General features: G+C 61.1%; 11 protein-coding genes. 6 read left to right on the plus strand and 5 right to left on the minus strand.

From position 1 onward, the window contains the following. Positions 1-20: 20 nt before the first annotated feature. From HXO69_RS01645 to HXO69_RS01655, 3 genes are all read right to left on the minus strand, one after another. Complete coding sequence (locus tag HXO69_RS01645) at positions 21-419, minus strand: chorismate mutase (RefSeq protein ID WP_296544916.1); 399 nt, start codon at positions 417-419, stop codon at positions 21-23. A 75-nt stretch (positions 420-494) separates the two neighbouring features. After that, positions 495-1709, minus strand: coding sequence for a tRNA 2-thiouridine(34) synthase MnmA (gene mnmA, locus HXO69_RS01650; RefSeq protein WP_296544917.1), 1215 nt, complete (start codon positions 1707-1709; stop codon positions 495-497). A 192-nt stretch (positions 1710-1901) separates the two neighbouring features. Further along, positions 1902-3149, minus strand: coding sequence for a cysteine desulfurase family protein (locus HXO69_RS01655; RefSeq protein WP_296544918.1), 1248 nt, complete (start codon positions 3147-3149; stop codon positions 1902-1904). Between the two features lie 192 nt (positions 3150-3341). Between HXO69_RS01655 and HXO69_RS01660 the strand changes: the two genes are divergently transcribed. Both HXO69_RS01660 and HXO69_RS01665 read left to right on the plus strand, forming a co-directional pair. After that, the gene (locus HXO69_RS01660) at positions 3342-3809 is read left to right on the plus strand and encodes a tRNA (cytidine(34)-2'-O)-methyltransferase (protein WP_296544919.1); all 468 of its coding nucleotides are present in this window, start codon (positions 3342-3344) and stop codon (positions 3807-3809) included. Position 3810: 1 nt separating this feature from the next. Continuing rightward, complete coding sequence (locus tag HXO69_RS01665; protein ID WP_296544921.1) at positions 3811-4458, plus strand: uracil-DNA glycosylase family protein; 648 nt, start codon at positions 3811-3813, stop codon at positions 4456-4458. Positions 4459-4650: 192 nt separating this feature from the next. On the opposite strand, the gene HXO69_RS01670 is transcribed toward HXO69_RS01665, so the two are convergent. Beyond that, positions 4651-5979: a S1C family serine protease gene (locus tag HXO69_RS01670; RefSeq protein WP_296544922.1), complete on the minus strand. Its 1329-nt coding sequence runs from the start codon at positions 5977-5979 to the stop codon at positions 4651-4653. 380 nt (positions 5980-6359) lie between these two features. Here HXO69_RS01670 and HXO69_RS01675 point away from each other — a divergent pair, with 380 nt between their 5' ends. The 4 genes from HXO69_RS01675 (at position 6360) to HXO69_RS01690 (ending at position 12707) form a co-directional block, all read left to right on the plus strand. Then, a complete protein-coding gene (locus tag HXO69_RS01675; protein ID WP_168167599.1) occupies positions 6360-6527 on the plus strand; it encodes a hypothetical protein in 168 nt (55 codons plus the stop codon). 315 nt (positions 6528-6842) lie between these two features. After that, positions 6843-9353: a non-ribosomal peptide synthetase subunit gene (locus HXO69_RS01680; RefSeq protein ID WP_296544924.1), complete on the plus strand. Its 2511-nt coding sequence runs from the start codon at positions 6843-6845 to the stop codon at positions 9351-9353. Between the two features lie 253 nt (positions 9354-9606). Beyond that, on the plus strand, positions 9607-11676 hold the full coding sequence (locus HXO69_RS01685; protein ID WP_296544925.1) for a TPM domain-containing protein: 2070 nt from the start codon (positions 9607-9609) through the stop codon (positions 11674-11676). Positions 11677-11942: 266 nt separating this feature from the next. Beyond that, positions 11943-12707 carry a PspA/IM30 family protein gene (locus HXO69_RS01690; RefSeq protein ID WP_070831539.1) on the plus strand — a complete coding sequence of 255 codons (765 nt, stop codon included), beginning with the start codon at positions 11943-11945 and terminating at the stop codon, positions 12705-12707. 109 nt (positions 12708-12816) lie between these two features. Here HXO69_RS01690 and HXO69_RS01695 read toward each other — a convergent pair whose 3' ends face one another. Further along, positions 12817-15285: an S-layer homology domain-containing protein gene (locus HXO69_RS01695; RefSeq protein WP_296544926.1), complete on the minus strand. Its 2469-nt coding sequence runs from the start codon at positions 15283-15285 to the stop codon at positions 12817-12819. Positions 15286-15768 lie beyond the last annotated feature (483 nt).

Raw genomic sequence — 15768 nt, forward strand, 5'->3', positions numbered from 1 at the left:
GATGCGAAAGTAGCGCGGTACTAGTCTTCGGGCTTCTCGGCTTCAGTTGCCTCGCCGTCCTGTTCGGCGCGCTCGTTTGCGATGCGCACGTGGTGGCGAATCACCTCAGAAATAATGAAGTTCAGGAACTTCTCCGCGAACTCCGGGTCCAGGCTGGATTCCTTCGCCATGGCACGCAGGCGAGCGATCTGTGCCTCTTCACGGCCGGGGTCACCGGCGGGCAGGTTGTGCTTCGCCTTCAGGATGCCCACGCGCTTGGTCGCCTGAAAACGCTCCGCGAGGATGTGCACCAGCGCTGCGTCGAAGTTGTCGATGGAGCGGCGCATGGCGAAGAGCTCCTCGTAGACCTCCGGTGCGACTTCATCGCCCATGGAGGTGGCGTGGGGGTCAAATTCGCAGGACGTGTTCTCGGCGGTCATCGGTTTCTCCTCGGATCAAATATGGTCTTCTATGCGGTGCGGCTGCGGTGTGGTTGGGGCAAGCCGCGGGGGTGTCTACTGCTGGGAGTTGGCGCTCAGGGTTTCCTGAATGTCTTCGCGGTCCAGCGAGTAGGCGCGGGCAATGGTGGACTGGCCCAGCACGCGGGTGCCCTGGTAGAGCACCATGGTCTGTCCCGGTGCCACACCGGAGAGCGGATCCAGCAGGCGCACCACGGTTTCCAGGCGCAGCGCGCCTTCTTCTTCAGCTTCGGGGTCGGGCGCCCAGGTCATGTACGCCTTGGCGCGGACCGGGTCAGCGTGCGCACGCACCTGCGCGGTCACCTCGAACTCTTCACTGCGGGCGCCCAGCTGCGCGGGCTCTTCCAGGAAGCGTGCCGCCTGTTCCACGGGTACACCCGCCCAGGTGGCACGGATACCGCGGATTTCGTGCACGGCGAGCAGCTCGCGGGAGCCGACGATGACTTCGTTCTCCTTGGGGCGCACCTCCAACACGAAGCGGGGCTTGCCGTCGGCGGCGGGGCGGCCCAACGCCAGACCCTTGCGCTGGCCTACGGTGTATGCCTGCGCGCCGGGGTGCTCGCCGAGCACCTCACCGTGGGTGTCCTTGATGAGGCCGGGGCGCATTGTGATGTGGTCACCCAGCCAGGCGCGGGTGTCGCCTTCGGGGATGAAGCAGATGTCGTAGGAGTCCGGCTTCTTCGCCACGGAGAAGCCACGCTCTGCCGCCTCCGCACGTACCTGTGCCTTGGAGGGGGTGTCCGCCAGGGGGAACCAGGCGTGCTTGAGCTGTTCGTGGGTGAGCACGCCGAGCACGTAGGACTGGTCCTTAGCCCAGTCGGCGGCGCGGTGCAGTTCGCGGTTGCCGTCTTCGGTGGTGATGACGCGGGCGTAGTGGCCGGTCACCACGGCGTCGAAGCCGAGGGCGAGGGCGCGTTCGAGCAGCGCGGCGAACTTGATCTTTTCGTTGCAGCGCATGCAGGGGTTGGGGGTTCGTCCAGCTTCGTATTCGGAGATGAAGTCGTCGACCACGTCTTCCTTGAAGCGTTCGGAGAAGTCCCAGACGAAGAAGGGGATGCCCAGCTGGGAGCAGACGCGGCGGGCATCCATGGAGTCTTCGAGGGTGCAGCAGCCGCGGGAGCCGGTGCGTAGGGTACCGGGCATGCGGGATAGGGCGAGGTGAACGCCGACTACTTCGTGTCCTGCGTCTACGGCGCGGGCTGCGGCGACTGCGGAGTCAACGCCGCCACTCATAGCTGCAAGAATTTTCACTGCCTATCCTTCTGTTGTGTTGAGCCTCTAGGAACGTTCGGAGCGTGCCCTGTGTGGGCGCGCTTTCCGTTACTGTAGCTATCCATTGTACGCAGGGGCTCGGCGGGATATTGGGCAGTGCACCCTCAGCCCGCCCTCAGCGAACGCTGAGATTGCAGGCTGAGAGCGGTTCGGTATTTTCTCTTCTGCCTTTTAGTGCCAGCGGGAGGCGTCCGGCAGCTGCGAGGACAAACCAGCCTTAGCTGCCTGTTCGTAGGCGGCGGGTAGTGCCGCGATGAGGCGCGCAATATCGGCTCCGGTGGTGGAGTGGCCGAGGGTGAATCGCTGGGCGCTGCGGGCGGTGTCTTCGTCCATACCCATTGCCATGAGCACGTGGGAGGGGCGGGTCACCCCGGCGTTGCAGGCGGAGCCGGTGGAGCTGCTGATGCCCTGCATGTCCAGCAGGAAGAGCAGGGTGTCACCTTCGGCGTTTTCGAAGGTGAAGTGGGCGTTGCCGGGCAGTCGCTTCTGACCCGGGTACTCTTCGGTGAGCGGGTTTTCGCCGCTCAGGTGCGCCTGCGGGATGAGCGCGCTAATTGCCGCAACGAGTTCGTTGCGTAGCGCGGCAATGCGGGCGGATTCCTCGGGGAGGTTCTCGACCGAGTGCACGGCGGCCTCTGCGAATCCTGCGATGGCTGGCGCGTCGATGGTGCCGGAGCGTACGGAACGTTCCTGACCGCCTCCGTGAAGCACGGGGGTCAGCTGCACGGCGCGGGTGGCGACCAGCGCGCCAATACCCATAGGGCCGCCAATCTTGTGGCCAGAAATCGCGAGGGTCGCTACCCCGCTGGCGTGGAAGTCGATGGGCACCGCGCCGAACGCCTGGACCGCGTCCGAGTGCACGGGAATGCCGTATTCAGCGGCGATAGCGGCGATCTCAGGAATCGGCTGTACGGTGCCGACCTCATTGTTCGCCCACATGACGGTCACGAGCGCAACGTCTTCGGGGTTCTTCTCGATAAGCTCGCGCACGGTCTGCGGGTTGACGCTGCCGTGCTCATCCACGGGGATCCATTCGAGCTGCGCGCCTTCTGCCTTTTCGAGCCATTCGCAGGTTTCTTCCACGGCGTGGTGCTCAATGGATGAGACGAGAATTCGGGTGCGCTGCGGGTCTTCTTCGCGGCGCTTCCAGTAGATGCCCTTGACCGCGAGGTTGTCCGCCTCGGTGCCGCCGGAGGTGAAAATAACCTCGGCGGGGTCGGCGCCAATGGCGCGAGCGATGCGTTCGCGGGCGTACTCGACGGTGGCGCGGGCGTCGCGTCCTACGGCGTGCAGGGAGGAGGGGTTGCCGCCGTTGCGCATCTGTTCGACCATGGCGTCGATGGCGGCGGGCAGTACGTCGGTAGTGGCGGCGTGGTCGAGGTAGACGCGGCCGTTCTGACGGTTGGTTTCTGCGCTCATGGTTCCTCCTGCTGGGTTGTTTGGCGGTTTTTCGCCTCGCTTATTTTATCGCGCTCTATCTTGCCTCTTCTAGGCGTGTTCACCTGCGGTTCGGTCTGCGAGCGCTACTCCCGGTGCTGTTCGGGGACTGGTCAGGGCTATTCAGGGGGCTATTCGAGGGACGCTCGGTGGCTGCGCGGTACACTTAGGAACGTGTTCAAGATTCTTTTCTATACCCCTGAAATTCCCGGCAATACCGGCAACGCGATTCGCCTGTCGGCGATTACCGGCGCTGAGCTGCACCTGGTCAAGCCGCTGGGCTTCAACTTTGATGATGCGCACCTGCGCCGTGCCGGTCTGGACTACCACGACCTTGCTGTGGTGACGGTGCACGAGACCCTCGAAGACGCGTGGGAGGCTCTCGCTCCGGAGCGTGTTTTTGCGTTCACGACGACCGCCTCGACCTCGTACGCTGATATTGAGTACCACCCTGGTGACGTTTTCATGTTCGGTCCGGAGTCGGTGGGTCTGCCCGCCGAGGTTCAGCAGGACCCGCACGTGACCGAGCGCGTAAAGATTCCGATGAAGCCGGGCCGCCGTTCGCTGAACCTGGCGAACTCCGCGTCCATTGCGATTTTTGAGGCGTGGCGTCAGAACGGTTTTGAGGGAGGCGCCATCTAGCATGGTTGCAGCACACCATAATCTGCCGGAACCTCTGGTTCAGCAGATTCTGGAGACTACTCCTCCCCTGGCTGAGCAGATTCGCCTGGACCCGCAGAATAGGGAGTTCACGGAGCAGGGTTGGGAGCCGGTTTATTCGGCGTCGCCTCATGCTCGTATTGTGGTGATTGGTCAGGCGCCTGGGCGTGCCGCGCAGGAGAGCCGTATCCCGTGGAATGACCCGAGCGGCGTGAAGTTGCGCGAGTGGATGGGCGTGACGGATGAGCAGTTCTATAACCCCGACCTGATTTCGCTGTTGCCGATGGATTTCTATTACCCGGGTAAGGGCGCGCACGGCGATAACCCTCCGCGTAAGAATTTCGCGCAGAAGTGGCATCCGCAGCTTCTGGAGCTGATGCCGGATGTGCAGCTGATTCTGCTGGTGGGGGCTTACTCTCAGAAGCACTACCTGGATGGTGTGCACGCCCCAAAGGCGCAGAGGAACCTGACGGAGACGGTTCGTGCGTGGGAGTCTTATCTTCCTAAGTTTCTGCCGCTGGTGCATCCTTCGCCGCTGAATTTTAGGTGGCAGGCGAAGAACCCGTGGTTCGAGCAGGAGGTTGTCCCGGCTTTGCGGAAGCGCGTGGGTGAGGTTCTCGAGGGCGTCTAACCTGCCCCTATCTGCGACACCAATGTACTTTGCTGTACTAACGAAAGAAGCTCCCACCCCGCGTATGGGGTGGGAGCTTTCTTTGCGTACGCCGTGTTGCGTTCTTGCTGAACGTTAGAGCCAGCTGAGCGGGTGCTTCTCAGCCGTACCCCTTCAACGTTCAGGAGCGAGAGGCGTTTTACTTCTGGCTATTTACTTCTGGCTGTCGGCGTCGCCCAGGGTCACGGTGATGTCCTGGGTGGAGGAGCCACGCTTAATCTTCAGCTTCAGATCGGAGCCTGCCGCCGCGGCACGAACGGTACCGTTGAGCTCTTCGCTCTTGTTCACGGCGTGACCGTCGGCTTCAAGCACCACATCGCCGGCACGCAGACCTGCCTTTGCGGCGGGGCTATTAGACTCCACCGAGGCAATTTCAACGCCACCGGGGATGAGCTTGGAGGAGCCCGAACCGGTGTCTGCGGGGCTGTTCTTCACGCTCGCGCCCAGGTAGCCGTGAGTTGCTTTGCCCTTGGCGATGATCTCGGAGGAGATGCGCTTGGCGTAGTTGGAGGTAATGGAGAACGCCATACCGTCAGCGGCACCACCGTCCTGGCTTGCCTGGCCCTGTGCGTTGATGCCGACCAGTTCGCCCTTGAGGTTCACCAGCGGGCCACCGGAGTTACCGTGGTTGATGGGCACATCAACCTGAATCATGGGGATGTAGTTCTGGCCCTTTGCGTCAGCGGGCTGCACACGGTTGACGTTCGAGACTACGCCGGCGGTCACCGATTCGCTACGGCGATACGGCGCGCCGAGGGCAACCACGGCCTCGCCGGAGACCAGCTTGGAGGAGTCGCCCCAGGCGATGGGCTGCAGGTCCAGGCCGGAGGGGCTAATCTTCAGGACCGCCAGGTCAGCGGCTGCGTCCAGGCCCACCACGGATGCGGTGCGCACGGTGCCATCGCTCAGACGCACCTCAATGGTGGATGCTTCCCTGGAAGATTCGAGGGTGACCACGTGGTGGTTGGTGAGGATGTGGCCTTCCTTGTCGAGGATGACGCCACTACCGCCGCCGGAGGAGGAACCGTTCGAAGCAACAATAGTCACGGTAGAGGGCAGGACCTTCTTCGCGGTTTCTGCTACGCCTGCCACGGTGGAGGAGTTGCTGATATTGGAGCTAACGGAGCCGCGGGAGGAAGAGCTGGAGGAGCTGTTGTTCGACGCCGCGATACCGCCTCCGACGCCAGCACCGACGCCGCCGCCAACGAGGGCTGCTAGCAGAGCCGCGGTGAGCACAACACCGGCGCCGTAACGCTTGTTATTGTTGGTGTCCTGGGGTGCAGACTGTGCCGCAGCAACCTGAGCGGCAGCTGCCTGGGGGTAGGTGTAGCCGGGAGAAGCGTATGCCTGCGGGTATGCGTTCTGACCCTGCTGCTGGTTTGCAGACTGATAGCCTGCCTGTCCGCTGACGTTCTGCATGGGACGGGTTGCGTCCGTGACGCCATCATTGCCGCCGTAAGACCATCCGTTGTTTTGAGTCATGAGTTCTCCTAGAAGTCGTGCGTATGCGTCACCCTGGGCGCACGCTATCTTTCTACTGTAGAGGGTGTTTTAGGGCGTTCGATATCTTTTCGCTGTTGGTTTTCGGGGAGTTCCCTGGGAATTTTTCTCATCCCCCTTCATTTGGTACCGATTAGCCGGTCTGAGGTGCTCGGCGATTCACACGGCGGCTGGTTTATTTTGGGGCTTTATTCGCTATTTTTCGTCGCTCCCAGGCTTCTCTTTTAAAGCACTCGGTTTTTCTCCACGGTTTACACAGCATGATGCGTCCGCATACACAGCTTCAGCACAGAGTCGGTCCGTAATGTTGAAGACACGTAGGAACGAAAACCAATGCAAAGGACAAACACGAGGAGAAACCCATGATGATCGGAACCCTGATTTTCTGTGCGGTATTGGCAAGCTCCATCGGTATCGGTGCGGGTATTGTGGCTTGTTGCTCGGGAATGGTGTACCGCCGTCATCGTGCGGAGAAGGCCTCCGAGTTGGCGCAGCCGCTTGCCACCCACGCATTGACCGCCGGTAGGTAGCGCATAAAGTTTGATAGTTTTCCGGAGCAGGAGTTGAGAGCCCTGCACCGGAGGGGCGAGAATCCCCAGTATGTCCCGAAGGGTCGGTGTGAGGACCGACCCGGGTGTGATAGTGAGTTGAGTGATGATTGATGCGGCGTGAGCCCCGGCATGAGGGCTTGCGCCGCATCGTCTTTTAACTGTGACGCGGGTGCGGGAGGCGCTGGCGGAAAGCACTGGCGGAGAGTACCCGGCACCCCGGCTACTTCCCTTTTAGTATGCGGTAAGGCAACGGTACCGCGGGCGTTCAGGGGACAGCTGGGTTATGGTGAAGTTATGAGGATTATTTCTGCTGTTTTCGCTCTTCTTGGCGCATTGTCGACCCTACCGGCGGTGGGGTCTTCGCTGGACGGCGCAACCCGCCTGTACGCGCTACTTTTGTTTGTACTGATCTGCGCGGTGGTGGCATTGTTTGCGTCGTTGAGCCCGTCGCGCCGTCGCGCGCGTGAGATTAGGCGGCAGGTATTGCAGCAACAGCAGAACCAGGCGATGAATCAGCAAATGCCGCCTCAGCAGGCACCCGCTCAGCAGTCGCCTTCGCAGTCTGTGCCTCCTCAGCAGGTGCCCAATCAGCAAGTACAGGGCGCGGTGAGCTACCCGATGCACTACCAACCGAAACCGGCACAGCCCGGCAGCAGCAATCAGCAGCCGGCGCAGGGTCCTGTTCAGAACCAGGTACCGAACCCCACGCAGGCCCCGATATCTGCGACGCCCCAGAACCAGGCACAGTCCCCGCAGCAGGATCAGGCTGTCGAAGCTCAACAGGCTCAGGCACAGCAGACTCAGGCGCCCTCGCCTCAGCCTGCCTCACCTCAGCCTCCTCAGCCGGTGGCGGCGCCGTCCCCGCTGGAGCCGATGCAGGCGGGCGGTGCCTCCGGTTCTTCGGCGCAGACCCCTTCGGTGCAGAACCATTCAGCAGAAAGCCAGGAGCAACAGAGCATGCCCCAGAACACCCCGGCGCAGCCTGAAAAGCGCCCGCAACAGGAGGCCGCCCAGCAGACTCCCAAGAGTAACCCGGCACCCTCCGACCCATTCTCTTTGAGCACCAACTTCAAGCTCATTCCCCCTCTAGAGAACGCACAGCGCAGCCGCTACCCCATGGTGCTTTCTGCCAGTAAATCTGAGGATGAAGTCTTTGCGCTGCCGTCGATTAGCGGTGTGCCGCAGCATCTGCTGGTCGGTACGCAGGAGAATCATGTTCCGCTGAATCAGCGTCAGCGCTGGGAGCAGGTCAGGATTCTGGAGAACTACCTCATGCGTGCGGTAATGAACCTGCAGGCGCTGGAGCGTGCGCAGGTTTCTCCGCTGCACAGTTTCAAGGAGACGGCACAGGCTGACCGCGCGGTACTTGCCGCCGGGCTGGAAGAGACCATCCGGACGTCTCGGCTGAAGCTGAGCGGGGCGTTGGAGTTCTATACGTCCCTTCCTCGTCTGGCGGAGGTGCCGGGTTCTTTCGCTTTTGCCCGTGACCACGCGCTCTCTTTGAGCGCCACCGTCATTAGCCTGACGGAAGAGTTCTTTGAGCGTACCTTCCGGTGGCGTCTGCTGGAGGATGCCCTCCCGGATTCTTTGAGCGACCGCCTGTACGCGGTGCGTTATCTGCGTGAGAGCGCCCAGAAGCTGGCGGCTTTTGTGGAGCTGAGCGAATTTGACCGCGCTATGCAGCTTGCTGAGGCCTGGAAGAAGACTGTTCGTAAGGATTCGAAAATTGATGAGGGCAAGCTCTGGAATGAGATGGCCGAAGTCGCCTTTGATGTTCTGCCCGAGTTGCGAGAGCGGGCGTTGAAGGGTGTTCAGTCTGCGTTGGAGTATAGCGAGCTTTTCTACCGTCCCGGCGAGGACGGTACGCACCGTATGCTCCGCCCGGAACAGCTGAGCGAGTTTGAGCTCAAGGGCGTGCAGTCCACGTTGGAAGAGCGCCTGGAGAAGGTACGTCTTGAGCTTCAGGATGCGGAGTTCTGCGCCGCGGTCTTGAGCTTGCAGGCGAACGCTGTCATTGAGCTTCTTCAGGAGCTTCTGCAGGTTGAGCAGGATGGCGTTCTGGCGGAGGTTGTGACCGATTTGCGGGCGCTTGCTCATGACTCGCCCGACCTTGCCGAGCAGCCTATCCAGACGTTGATGTTCAGCCGCGAACAGTACGCCCCCGAGGGGGAGAATCTGCCGACCGTTGGCGAGCGCATCCGTTCCCTCTCGAGTGTTCCCGAGGTTCTGGCGTTCGTTCACTACGAGGGACCAGTGCTTCTGACGGGCGTCTCGGATCCGTATAAGGCGTTTTCCGGGGAAGGCTCCTTCGAGGGTCTGCTTTCGGAGGAGATGAAGTTATCTCCCATGCCACTGTCGGTGCTGCGCACTCATTCGCGGCTTCTGCAGCAGGTGCTTCGCCTGCAGAATCTGCGGTTGAAGCTGGCGTGGGTGAGTAGCTGTAGCGGTTACATGCCTTTGAGCCTGGTTGAGCGGTATTACGTCGGCCCCTCTGCCGGGGATGAGGATCTGAAGGAGCTGACCGAAAATATTGAGGCGCTCGCTGAGCTTCTGGAGGCTCGTGCTAGCTCTCGGGAGTATAGGGGCCGTGACGTGCCGGTCCCCCGCATCCTGTGGTCGCAGATGCGCAAGCAGGCAGAACGCAGTTCTAGGCTGCTGAATACGGTGCAGTTCTTGGGCTGGATGTTCGCCTCGTCGTCGCGGGTGCAGGTGGTGAACGGCGTGGCGCAGAGTATCCACGATGTTGATGCCGCGGAGGTAGTGGAGCACCTGATGAGCAATCTGAAGATTGCGCGTCGACGCTAATCGACTGAATAGCCGGTGAGCCGGGGTCTGGCATGAGGCTGGACCCTGGCTTTCCTGTATACCGGCTTTCCTGTATAAACCCTGGGAAGTCGGTAAACGGGTGGCAAACAGCGGCGCAATATTCTCGTATCTGTGCCGTTGTGCCCCTGTGCCACCGCTACACTAATAATGTGACCAGCACTAAGGTGTGCGATGAACAAGCACGCCGTGAAGTGCAGGTCCGTTCATACTTCACGACAACGGAGGAAAGACCATGACCGAGCACGCCTTTGCGCGTCAGATTCGTCCCGCACGCCCTCGCCTGCGCACTATCTTGGGTGCCACAGTGCTGGCGGCAGGTCTTTCTTGTGCCCCGGTGGTTTTGCCGGCTGGTTCTGCGTTTTTGAGTACGTCGGCGCAGGCTGCTGACCCGATGCAGATTACGGGCACCACCGTCTACGATTCCACGAACTCTTTGGGTGATACCGCTACCCTGAAGTCTAAGATTTCGGCTCTGTCGAAGAAGTACAACGTGGATTTGCATGTGGTGACCATCGATAAGTTTGAGAACCCGTCTACTTCTTCGAGCTGGACGAAGGCGCTGGCCACGAAGAATAACTGGGGTTCTGCCGATGTGGTGCTGGTGATTGCTACTGAGACTCGCCAGGCGTATTTCTTGGCGGGTAGCACGAAGACCCTCTCGAGCGATCAGCAGACGAAGGTGTACCAGAACTACATCAAGCCGAAGCTGCAGAACAGCGATTATTCGGGTGCGGCTCTTGCCGCGGTTGAGGGTATCGAGGCTCAGAAGGGCGGTAGCTCTTCGGGCGTGGTGACCGGTGTGCTCGGTGTGGGCGCGGCGGCGACTGTTGGTGCCGGCGGTTACGCGATGTACCGCCGCCGTAAGAAGAAGAACGCTCAGCAGCAGCCTCAGCGTTCCTACGGTGCGCCTCGTAACTACTCCCCCATTCCGGAGGTTCCGCTGGAGGAGCTGCGCACTCGCGCCGGTAGCGCCCTGCTGCAGGCTGATACGACGATGAGCCACGCGAAGCAGGAACTGGATTTTGCGCGCGCACAGTACAGCGAACAGCAGGTTGCTGAGTTCGCTCAGGAAATTGCGCGTGCTGAGGATCTGATGCGTAAATCCTTCCAGCGTCAGCAGCTTCTGACCGACAGCATCCCGGATACTGAGGCTGAGCAGCGTGCCTGGTTGACGGAGATTATTGATAACTCTCAGGAAGTCACCCGCATTGCTCAGGAACAGGACGCTAAGCTGGCTCAGCTGCGCAACCTGGAGCAGGAGGCACCTCAGGCTATTGAGGCTCTGGCTCAGCGTCTGCCGCAGCTGCGCGCCTCGGTGGAGGAAATTGCCGCCCAGTACCGTGCGTTGAAGGAACGTTACCTGCCCAGCGCTCTGGAGCCCATTTCGAAGACCCCCACCCTGCTGGACTCGAACATGGTGCTGTGCGCTGCGGAGCTTGAGAAGGCTCAGGCGACCGTTAATACCGCCCGTTCGGAGGCGGTTGCTCACCTGCGTACCGCTGAGGAAGCCGCCTCGCAGATTCAGGCTCTGGGTGCTGCGGTCAATACCCGCGCGCAGGAGCTGGAGCAGGCTCAGCTGGGCCTGAGCACCGACCTGCTGAGCATTCAGCGTGACGTGGCGGAGGCGAAGAGCCTCGCTGCCTCTCAGCGTCGCGATGATTTGGGTGCGGTTGCCGCCGGTATGGAGGCGGTGCTCAACCAGGTCAACCAGAGCGCTTCGGCTCGCCCGAATGACCCGCTGACTCTGGCGAACCAGCTGCGTCAGCTCTCTGCCGAGCTGGATAAGGCGATGACGAATATGCGTGCTACCCGCGAGCGTTCTCGCGCGGCGGAGCAGAACCTGGACCGTACGATGCGTTCCGCATACGCTGCGGTGAACGGCGCGCGTAGCTACATCAATAACCGCCGCGCCGCGGTGGGTCCGATGACTTTGACCGCTGTCTCTGAGGCGGAGCGTCACCTGGGTCAGGCTCAGCGCCTGGCTTCTTCGGATCCGCTGAACGCGATGAAGGAAGCCAACATGGCGATCCAGAAGGCGACCGACGCGCAGAACCGCGCCCAGAGCGAGGTCGGCAACTACTACAACAACCAGAACGACCGAGGCGGTAGCGGCTTCGGTGGTGACCTGGCGAAGGGCCTGCTGCTGGGCGCTCTGATGACCGCCATTAACTCCGGCACCAGTAGCTGGGGTAGCAGCGGCGGCCACAGCAGTGGCGGTAGTAGCGGCGGCAGCTGGGGCGGCGGTGGCTTCAGCGGAGGCGGCGATTGGGGTAGCGGCGGCGGTGACGGCGGTAGCTTCTAACCGCCTCCACGCTACAAATCCTGCCGGTCGGTTTTTCGCAGGTTTTTCTACAGTCTGACCGGCGGGGTGCGTAGCTCACCTCACCGCTTTCTTCCCCAGTCGGAAAGTACCCGAGGCAATTTACCAAAAGTTTAGGTTGCAGAAATCAGGCGTGCATCATTTTCACAGCATGCACCCAGAAATCTGCCACATAATTAGTTATACGGGCACGGCTCACGAGGAGCGTAGTGCTCCCCCGCAGCCCGTGGAACAGAAAGTAGGAGATTATGGCTAAGCAGACCATCTTCGGCCGTATTGCACAGCTCGCTAAGGCAAACATCAACGCTCTGATTGATGCAGCCGAGGACCCGGAGAAGATGCTGGACCAGATGGTTCGTGACTACACCAACAACATCCGCGAGGCGGAGGCTGCAGTAGCACAGACCATCGGCAACCTGCGACTGCTCGAAAAGGACCACGCTGAGGACGTCAAGACCGCTCAGGAGTGGGGCACCAAGGCTCTGGCAGCATCTAACAAGGCTGATGAGTTCCGCGCAGCTGGCGACGTTGCCAACGCTGACAAGTTCGACAACCTCGCCAAGATTGCGCTGAACAAGCAGCTGCTGGCTGAGAAGGCTGCACAGGCTGTTGAGCCTCAGCTGGCTTCTCAGACTCAGGTTGTCAACCAGCTCAAGGACGGCCTGGAGAAGATGCGCTCCAAGCTTGAAGAGGTCAAGTACAAGCGCGATGAGCTGACCGCCCGTCAGAAGACCGCAGCAGCTCAGACCCAGGTGAACGACGCTCTGAAGGCGTTCGACGTTCTGGACCCGACCAGCGAGATGAGCCGCTTCGAAGAGAAGGTTCGCCGCGAAGAGGCACGCGTCATCGGTCAGCAGGAGCTGGCAGCTTCCTCCCTGGACGCTCAGTTCAACACCCTGGACCAGATGGAGCGCGACACCGAGCTGGACGCTCGCCTGGCAGCTCTGAAGGCAAAGAACGCTCCGGCAGCTCCGGAGCCCCTGGCCGTGGAATACCCCACCCAGACCCTCTAAGCCTAGGACCTTCTAAGCCTGGTCTAGCGTTGAGCTAAACCTATAAAGATCCGCCCCGTTCCTGAACCTCAGGAACGGGGCGGTTCTTTTTGCGTTAAGGGGTGCGAGCCTAGTTCGCGTAAATGTACAGGTAGCCTGCCATTGCGTCGCGGGTGATGGCTGCCGAGGAGGTCGAGCCGGTACCGATGCCGTTGGAGGCAGCCCATGCCAGGGCCTGGGACGCGTAGCCGCCCTGAGCCTGTGCCGGGGAGCCGGCCGCACGGTACATGAACTCAGCCATGGTGGACTCGGTGACGGCCTCCAGGGGGCGGAAGTCGCTACCGCTGATGCCCTGCTGGCTCAGCCAGTAAATCTCCTTGTACGCGGGGTGGTTGGTCGGAACGTCGCTGAACGGCGAAACAGCCGGTGCGTTCACTGCGGGGCGACCAGCCACGCGGTACAGGTAGGTTGCCAGCTGCGCACGGTTGACCGATGCGTTCGGGCGGAAGGTGCCGTCCGCGAAGCCGAGCATGATGCGGTGGTCAGAGTTCCAGCTGATCTCGTTGTAGTTCGGGTTCGAGTCGGACAGGTCGCTGTAGCCCAGTGCGGGGGTCTTGCCGGCGAAGTCCAGGGAGGACGCCAGGATGTGCGGCAGGTCGTAGTCGTGGTGGCTGAAGCCGTCAATCAGCTTCACGCGGGCGTCAGAGAAGCCTGCGCCAAGGTATGCGTTGTAGCCGGACTCGACGGCGCCTCGTGCGCTCCAGGTGACGGGGTAGGTGTTACCGGAGGTGTCCTTCGCGCCAACCCACCAGTACATCGGGGATGCCTTGGTGGTTGCGTCAGCGTCCACGGAGCCGTCGGAATCGCCACCGGCGACCATGATGGAGCCGCCGCCGTTACGCCAGGAGGTGTTGTGGTCGGTCAGCTCGTAGGTGATGAACTCAGCGCCACCGGAGTAGCCCATGGTCCACACCTGGGAAGCGTCCAGGTTGTTCTCGCTGACGAAGGACTTCGCGAAGGAGCGGAAGAACTCGCCATTAGCGTCCATGTCTTCCCACCAGGTGATGCCGTTGCCGGATGCGTTGGTGTCCGGGGAGATAATCGGTACGAAGACCATGTTGCGGGCGTTAGCAATCTTGCCCATCGCCGCGAGCATGCCCTCGTCGGGGGTGTAGACCTTGGACTCGTCACGCTGCCAGTAGTCGCCGTCGAAGTAGAAGACCACGCCAACAGGCTTGGAGTAGTCCAGGTTGTTCGCGTACACGTGGTACTGGGAGGTGGTACCCGCCGGGGAGGTGTAGCTCTGGTAGGTTGCGGAGCTCATGGTGCGGGCACGCTGAGTGTTCTGCTGCTTCTGCTCAGATTTCTGTTCGGTCTTCTGCTCAGCCTTGGGAGCGGCGGTTGCCTTGCCCTTAGTGAGCGAGTTGCTCAGAATCTGCGAGAAGTTGTAGTCGAAGTGGCCCGAGCCATTCAGTACGGTCGCGGAAGCATTGGTGTAGCCAGCAGCCAGGTAGGCGTCGTAGCCGCCCTCAACGGCGCCTCGTGCGCTCCAGGTCTGCGGGTAGGTCTCACCGGTACCGTCGTTCGAGTTTGCGTACCAGAACATGGGCTGGGACTTCAGCGCAGCCGAGGGGGTACCCTCGTCCAGGCCGCCGCCAGCGACCATAATGGAGCCGCCGCCATTGCGCCAGGTCTGGGGCTTGGTGTTCAGCTCGTAGGTGATGAACTCAGCGCCACCGGAGTAGCCCATGGTCCACACGTTGGAGGAGTCCACGCCGTTAGCCGCGATGAAGGAGGAAGCGAAGGAACGGAAGAACTCGCCGTTACGCTCCATGTCTTCCCACCAGCTCACGCCAGCATCGTAACGGTTGGTGTCCGGGGAGATGACGGGCACGAAGAGCATGTTCTGTGCCGCTGCGGATGCAGCCATCTGAGCCAGTTCACCGGAGGGGTCGTAGACCTTGGACTGGTCGTTACGCCAGTAGTCGCCGTCGAAGTAGAAGACCACACCAACGGGCTTGGAGAAGTCCACACCCTCAGCGTAAACGTGGTACTGCGAAGTAGTACCCGCCGGGGAGGTGTACGACAGGAAAGTCTGGTTGGTGCGGGTTGCCGCCACACCGGATGCCGACTGAGCAGCCTGTGCAGGCTGAGCGGTGGGGGCAACATTCTGGGTAGCTGCGGGGGTCTGTGCAACCTGCGCCAGGGTCGGCTGAGCGGAAGGCTGTGCAGCCTGTGCCGCCTGTGCAGGCTGGAAGGTAGCTGAGGGAGCAGCCTGCTGGGTTGCTTGTGCGGGCTGAGCAACCTGTGCAGTGTAAGTCTTCTGGATGGGCTGAACCGCGGTCGTTGCGGGAGCCTGCTGCGCCTGCTTTACCTGTTCAGCCTGCTGACGGATCTGCACAGCAACCTGAGAGAGGGTCGGCTGCACGGTGGAGGTGAACAGAGACTTCGGAGCCTGGGTTGCGGTAGCTGCGCCGGGGATGTCCTGAACGACGGGTGCAAAAGCGGAAGCGGGTGCTACCAGGGTGCTACCGAGCACGGAGGGTACAGCGATGGCTGTGAGAGAGCCAGCCTTAACAGTGCGGGGGCGAAGTGCCATGGGGTTGTCCTCGTTGTTGGTGTTTCTGGGGCGTGAACGCCCGTGAGTGGTTGAGTGATAGGTGGTCTATAGGTGAGAAGCCTATAGGCGGTCGGCCCGCGGATGTGACGCCGCACGAGACGCTTCCATCAACCATCCCCGTGTGTGTTGCGGGGATGTCCTCATGTGATGGAGGGGTGCGGTGTGGATCCGGAGAGCTACGCGGCGGACCGCGGTGACCACGTACTCAAAGCTACCAGGTCAAAAAGCCTTTTCCAGCGGTTTCTTGGGGCTATTTTTGGGTATCGAACAAGATTCAATCTTAACAAGAGCTTTTTCTCAACTTCTAGCTTAACTTTAATCACCCTCAACTAGAGGTTGAATGAGCTATTTTTCCTTGATTTTCCGGGGTTTTTGAGCGTTTTTTGAAAGAGTTTCAAAAAACCCTACAATTAACTTGAATGTTTTATATGTGACTACAATCACTTTCAGAGTGAATTGTTG

Origin of the sequence: Rothia sp. (in: high G+C Gram-positive bacteria) (genome assembly GCF_015265375.1) — a bacterium.
In the GTDB taxonomy this organism is placed as follows: domain Bacteria; phylum Actinomycetota; class Actinomycetes; order Actinomycetales; family Micrococcaceae; genus Rothia.

Coding starts and splice junctions, on each gene's coding strand:
- HXO69_RS01645 (WP_296544916.1), bottom strand. CDS start 419: ATGACCGCCGAGAACACGTCCTGCGAATTTGACCCCCACGCCACCTCC.
- HXO69_RS01655 (WP_296544918.1), bottom strand. CDS start 3,149: ATGAGCGCAGAAACCAACCGTCAGAACGGCCGCGTCTACCTCGACCAC.
- HXO69_RS01665 (WP_296544921.1), top strand. CDS start 3,811: ATGGTTGCAGCACACCATAATCTGCCGGAACCTCTGGTTCAGCAGATT.
- HXO69_RS01670 (WP_296544922.1), bottom strand. CDS start 5,979: ATGACTCAAAACAACGGATGGTCTTACGGCGGCAATGATGGCGTCACG.
- HXO69_RS01675 (WP_168167599.1), top strand. CDS start 6,360: ATGATGATCGGAACCCTGATTTTCTGTGCGGTATTGGCAAGCTCCATC.
- HXO69_RS01680 (WP_296544924.1), top strand. CDS start 6,843: ATGAGGATTATTTCTGCTGTTTTCGCTCTTCTTGGCGCATTGTCGACC.
- HXO69_RS01685 (WP_296544925.1), top strand. CDS start 9,607: ATGACCGAGCACGCCTTTGCGCGTCAGATTCGTCCCGCACGCCCTCGC.
- HXO69_RS01690 (WP_070831539.1), top strand. CDS start 11,943: ATGGCTAAGCAGACCATCTTCGGCCGTATTGCACAGCTCGCTAAGGCA.
- HXO69_RS01695 (WP_296544926.1), bottom strand. CDS start 15,285: ATGGCACTTCGCCCCCGCACTGTTAAGGCTGGCTCTCTCACAGCCATC.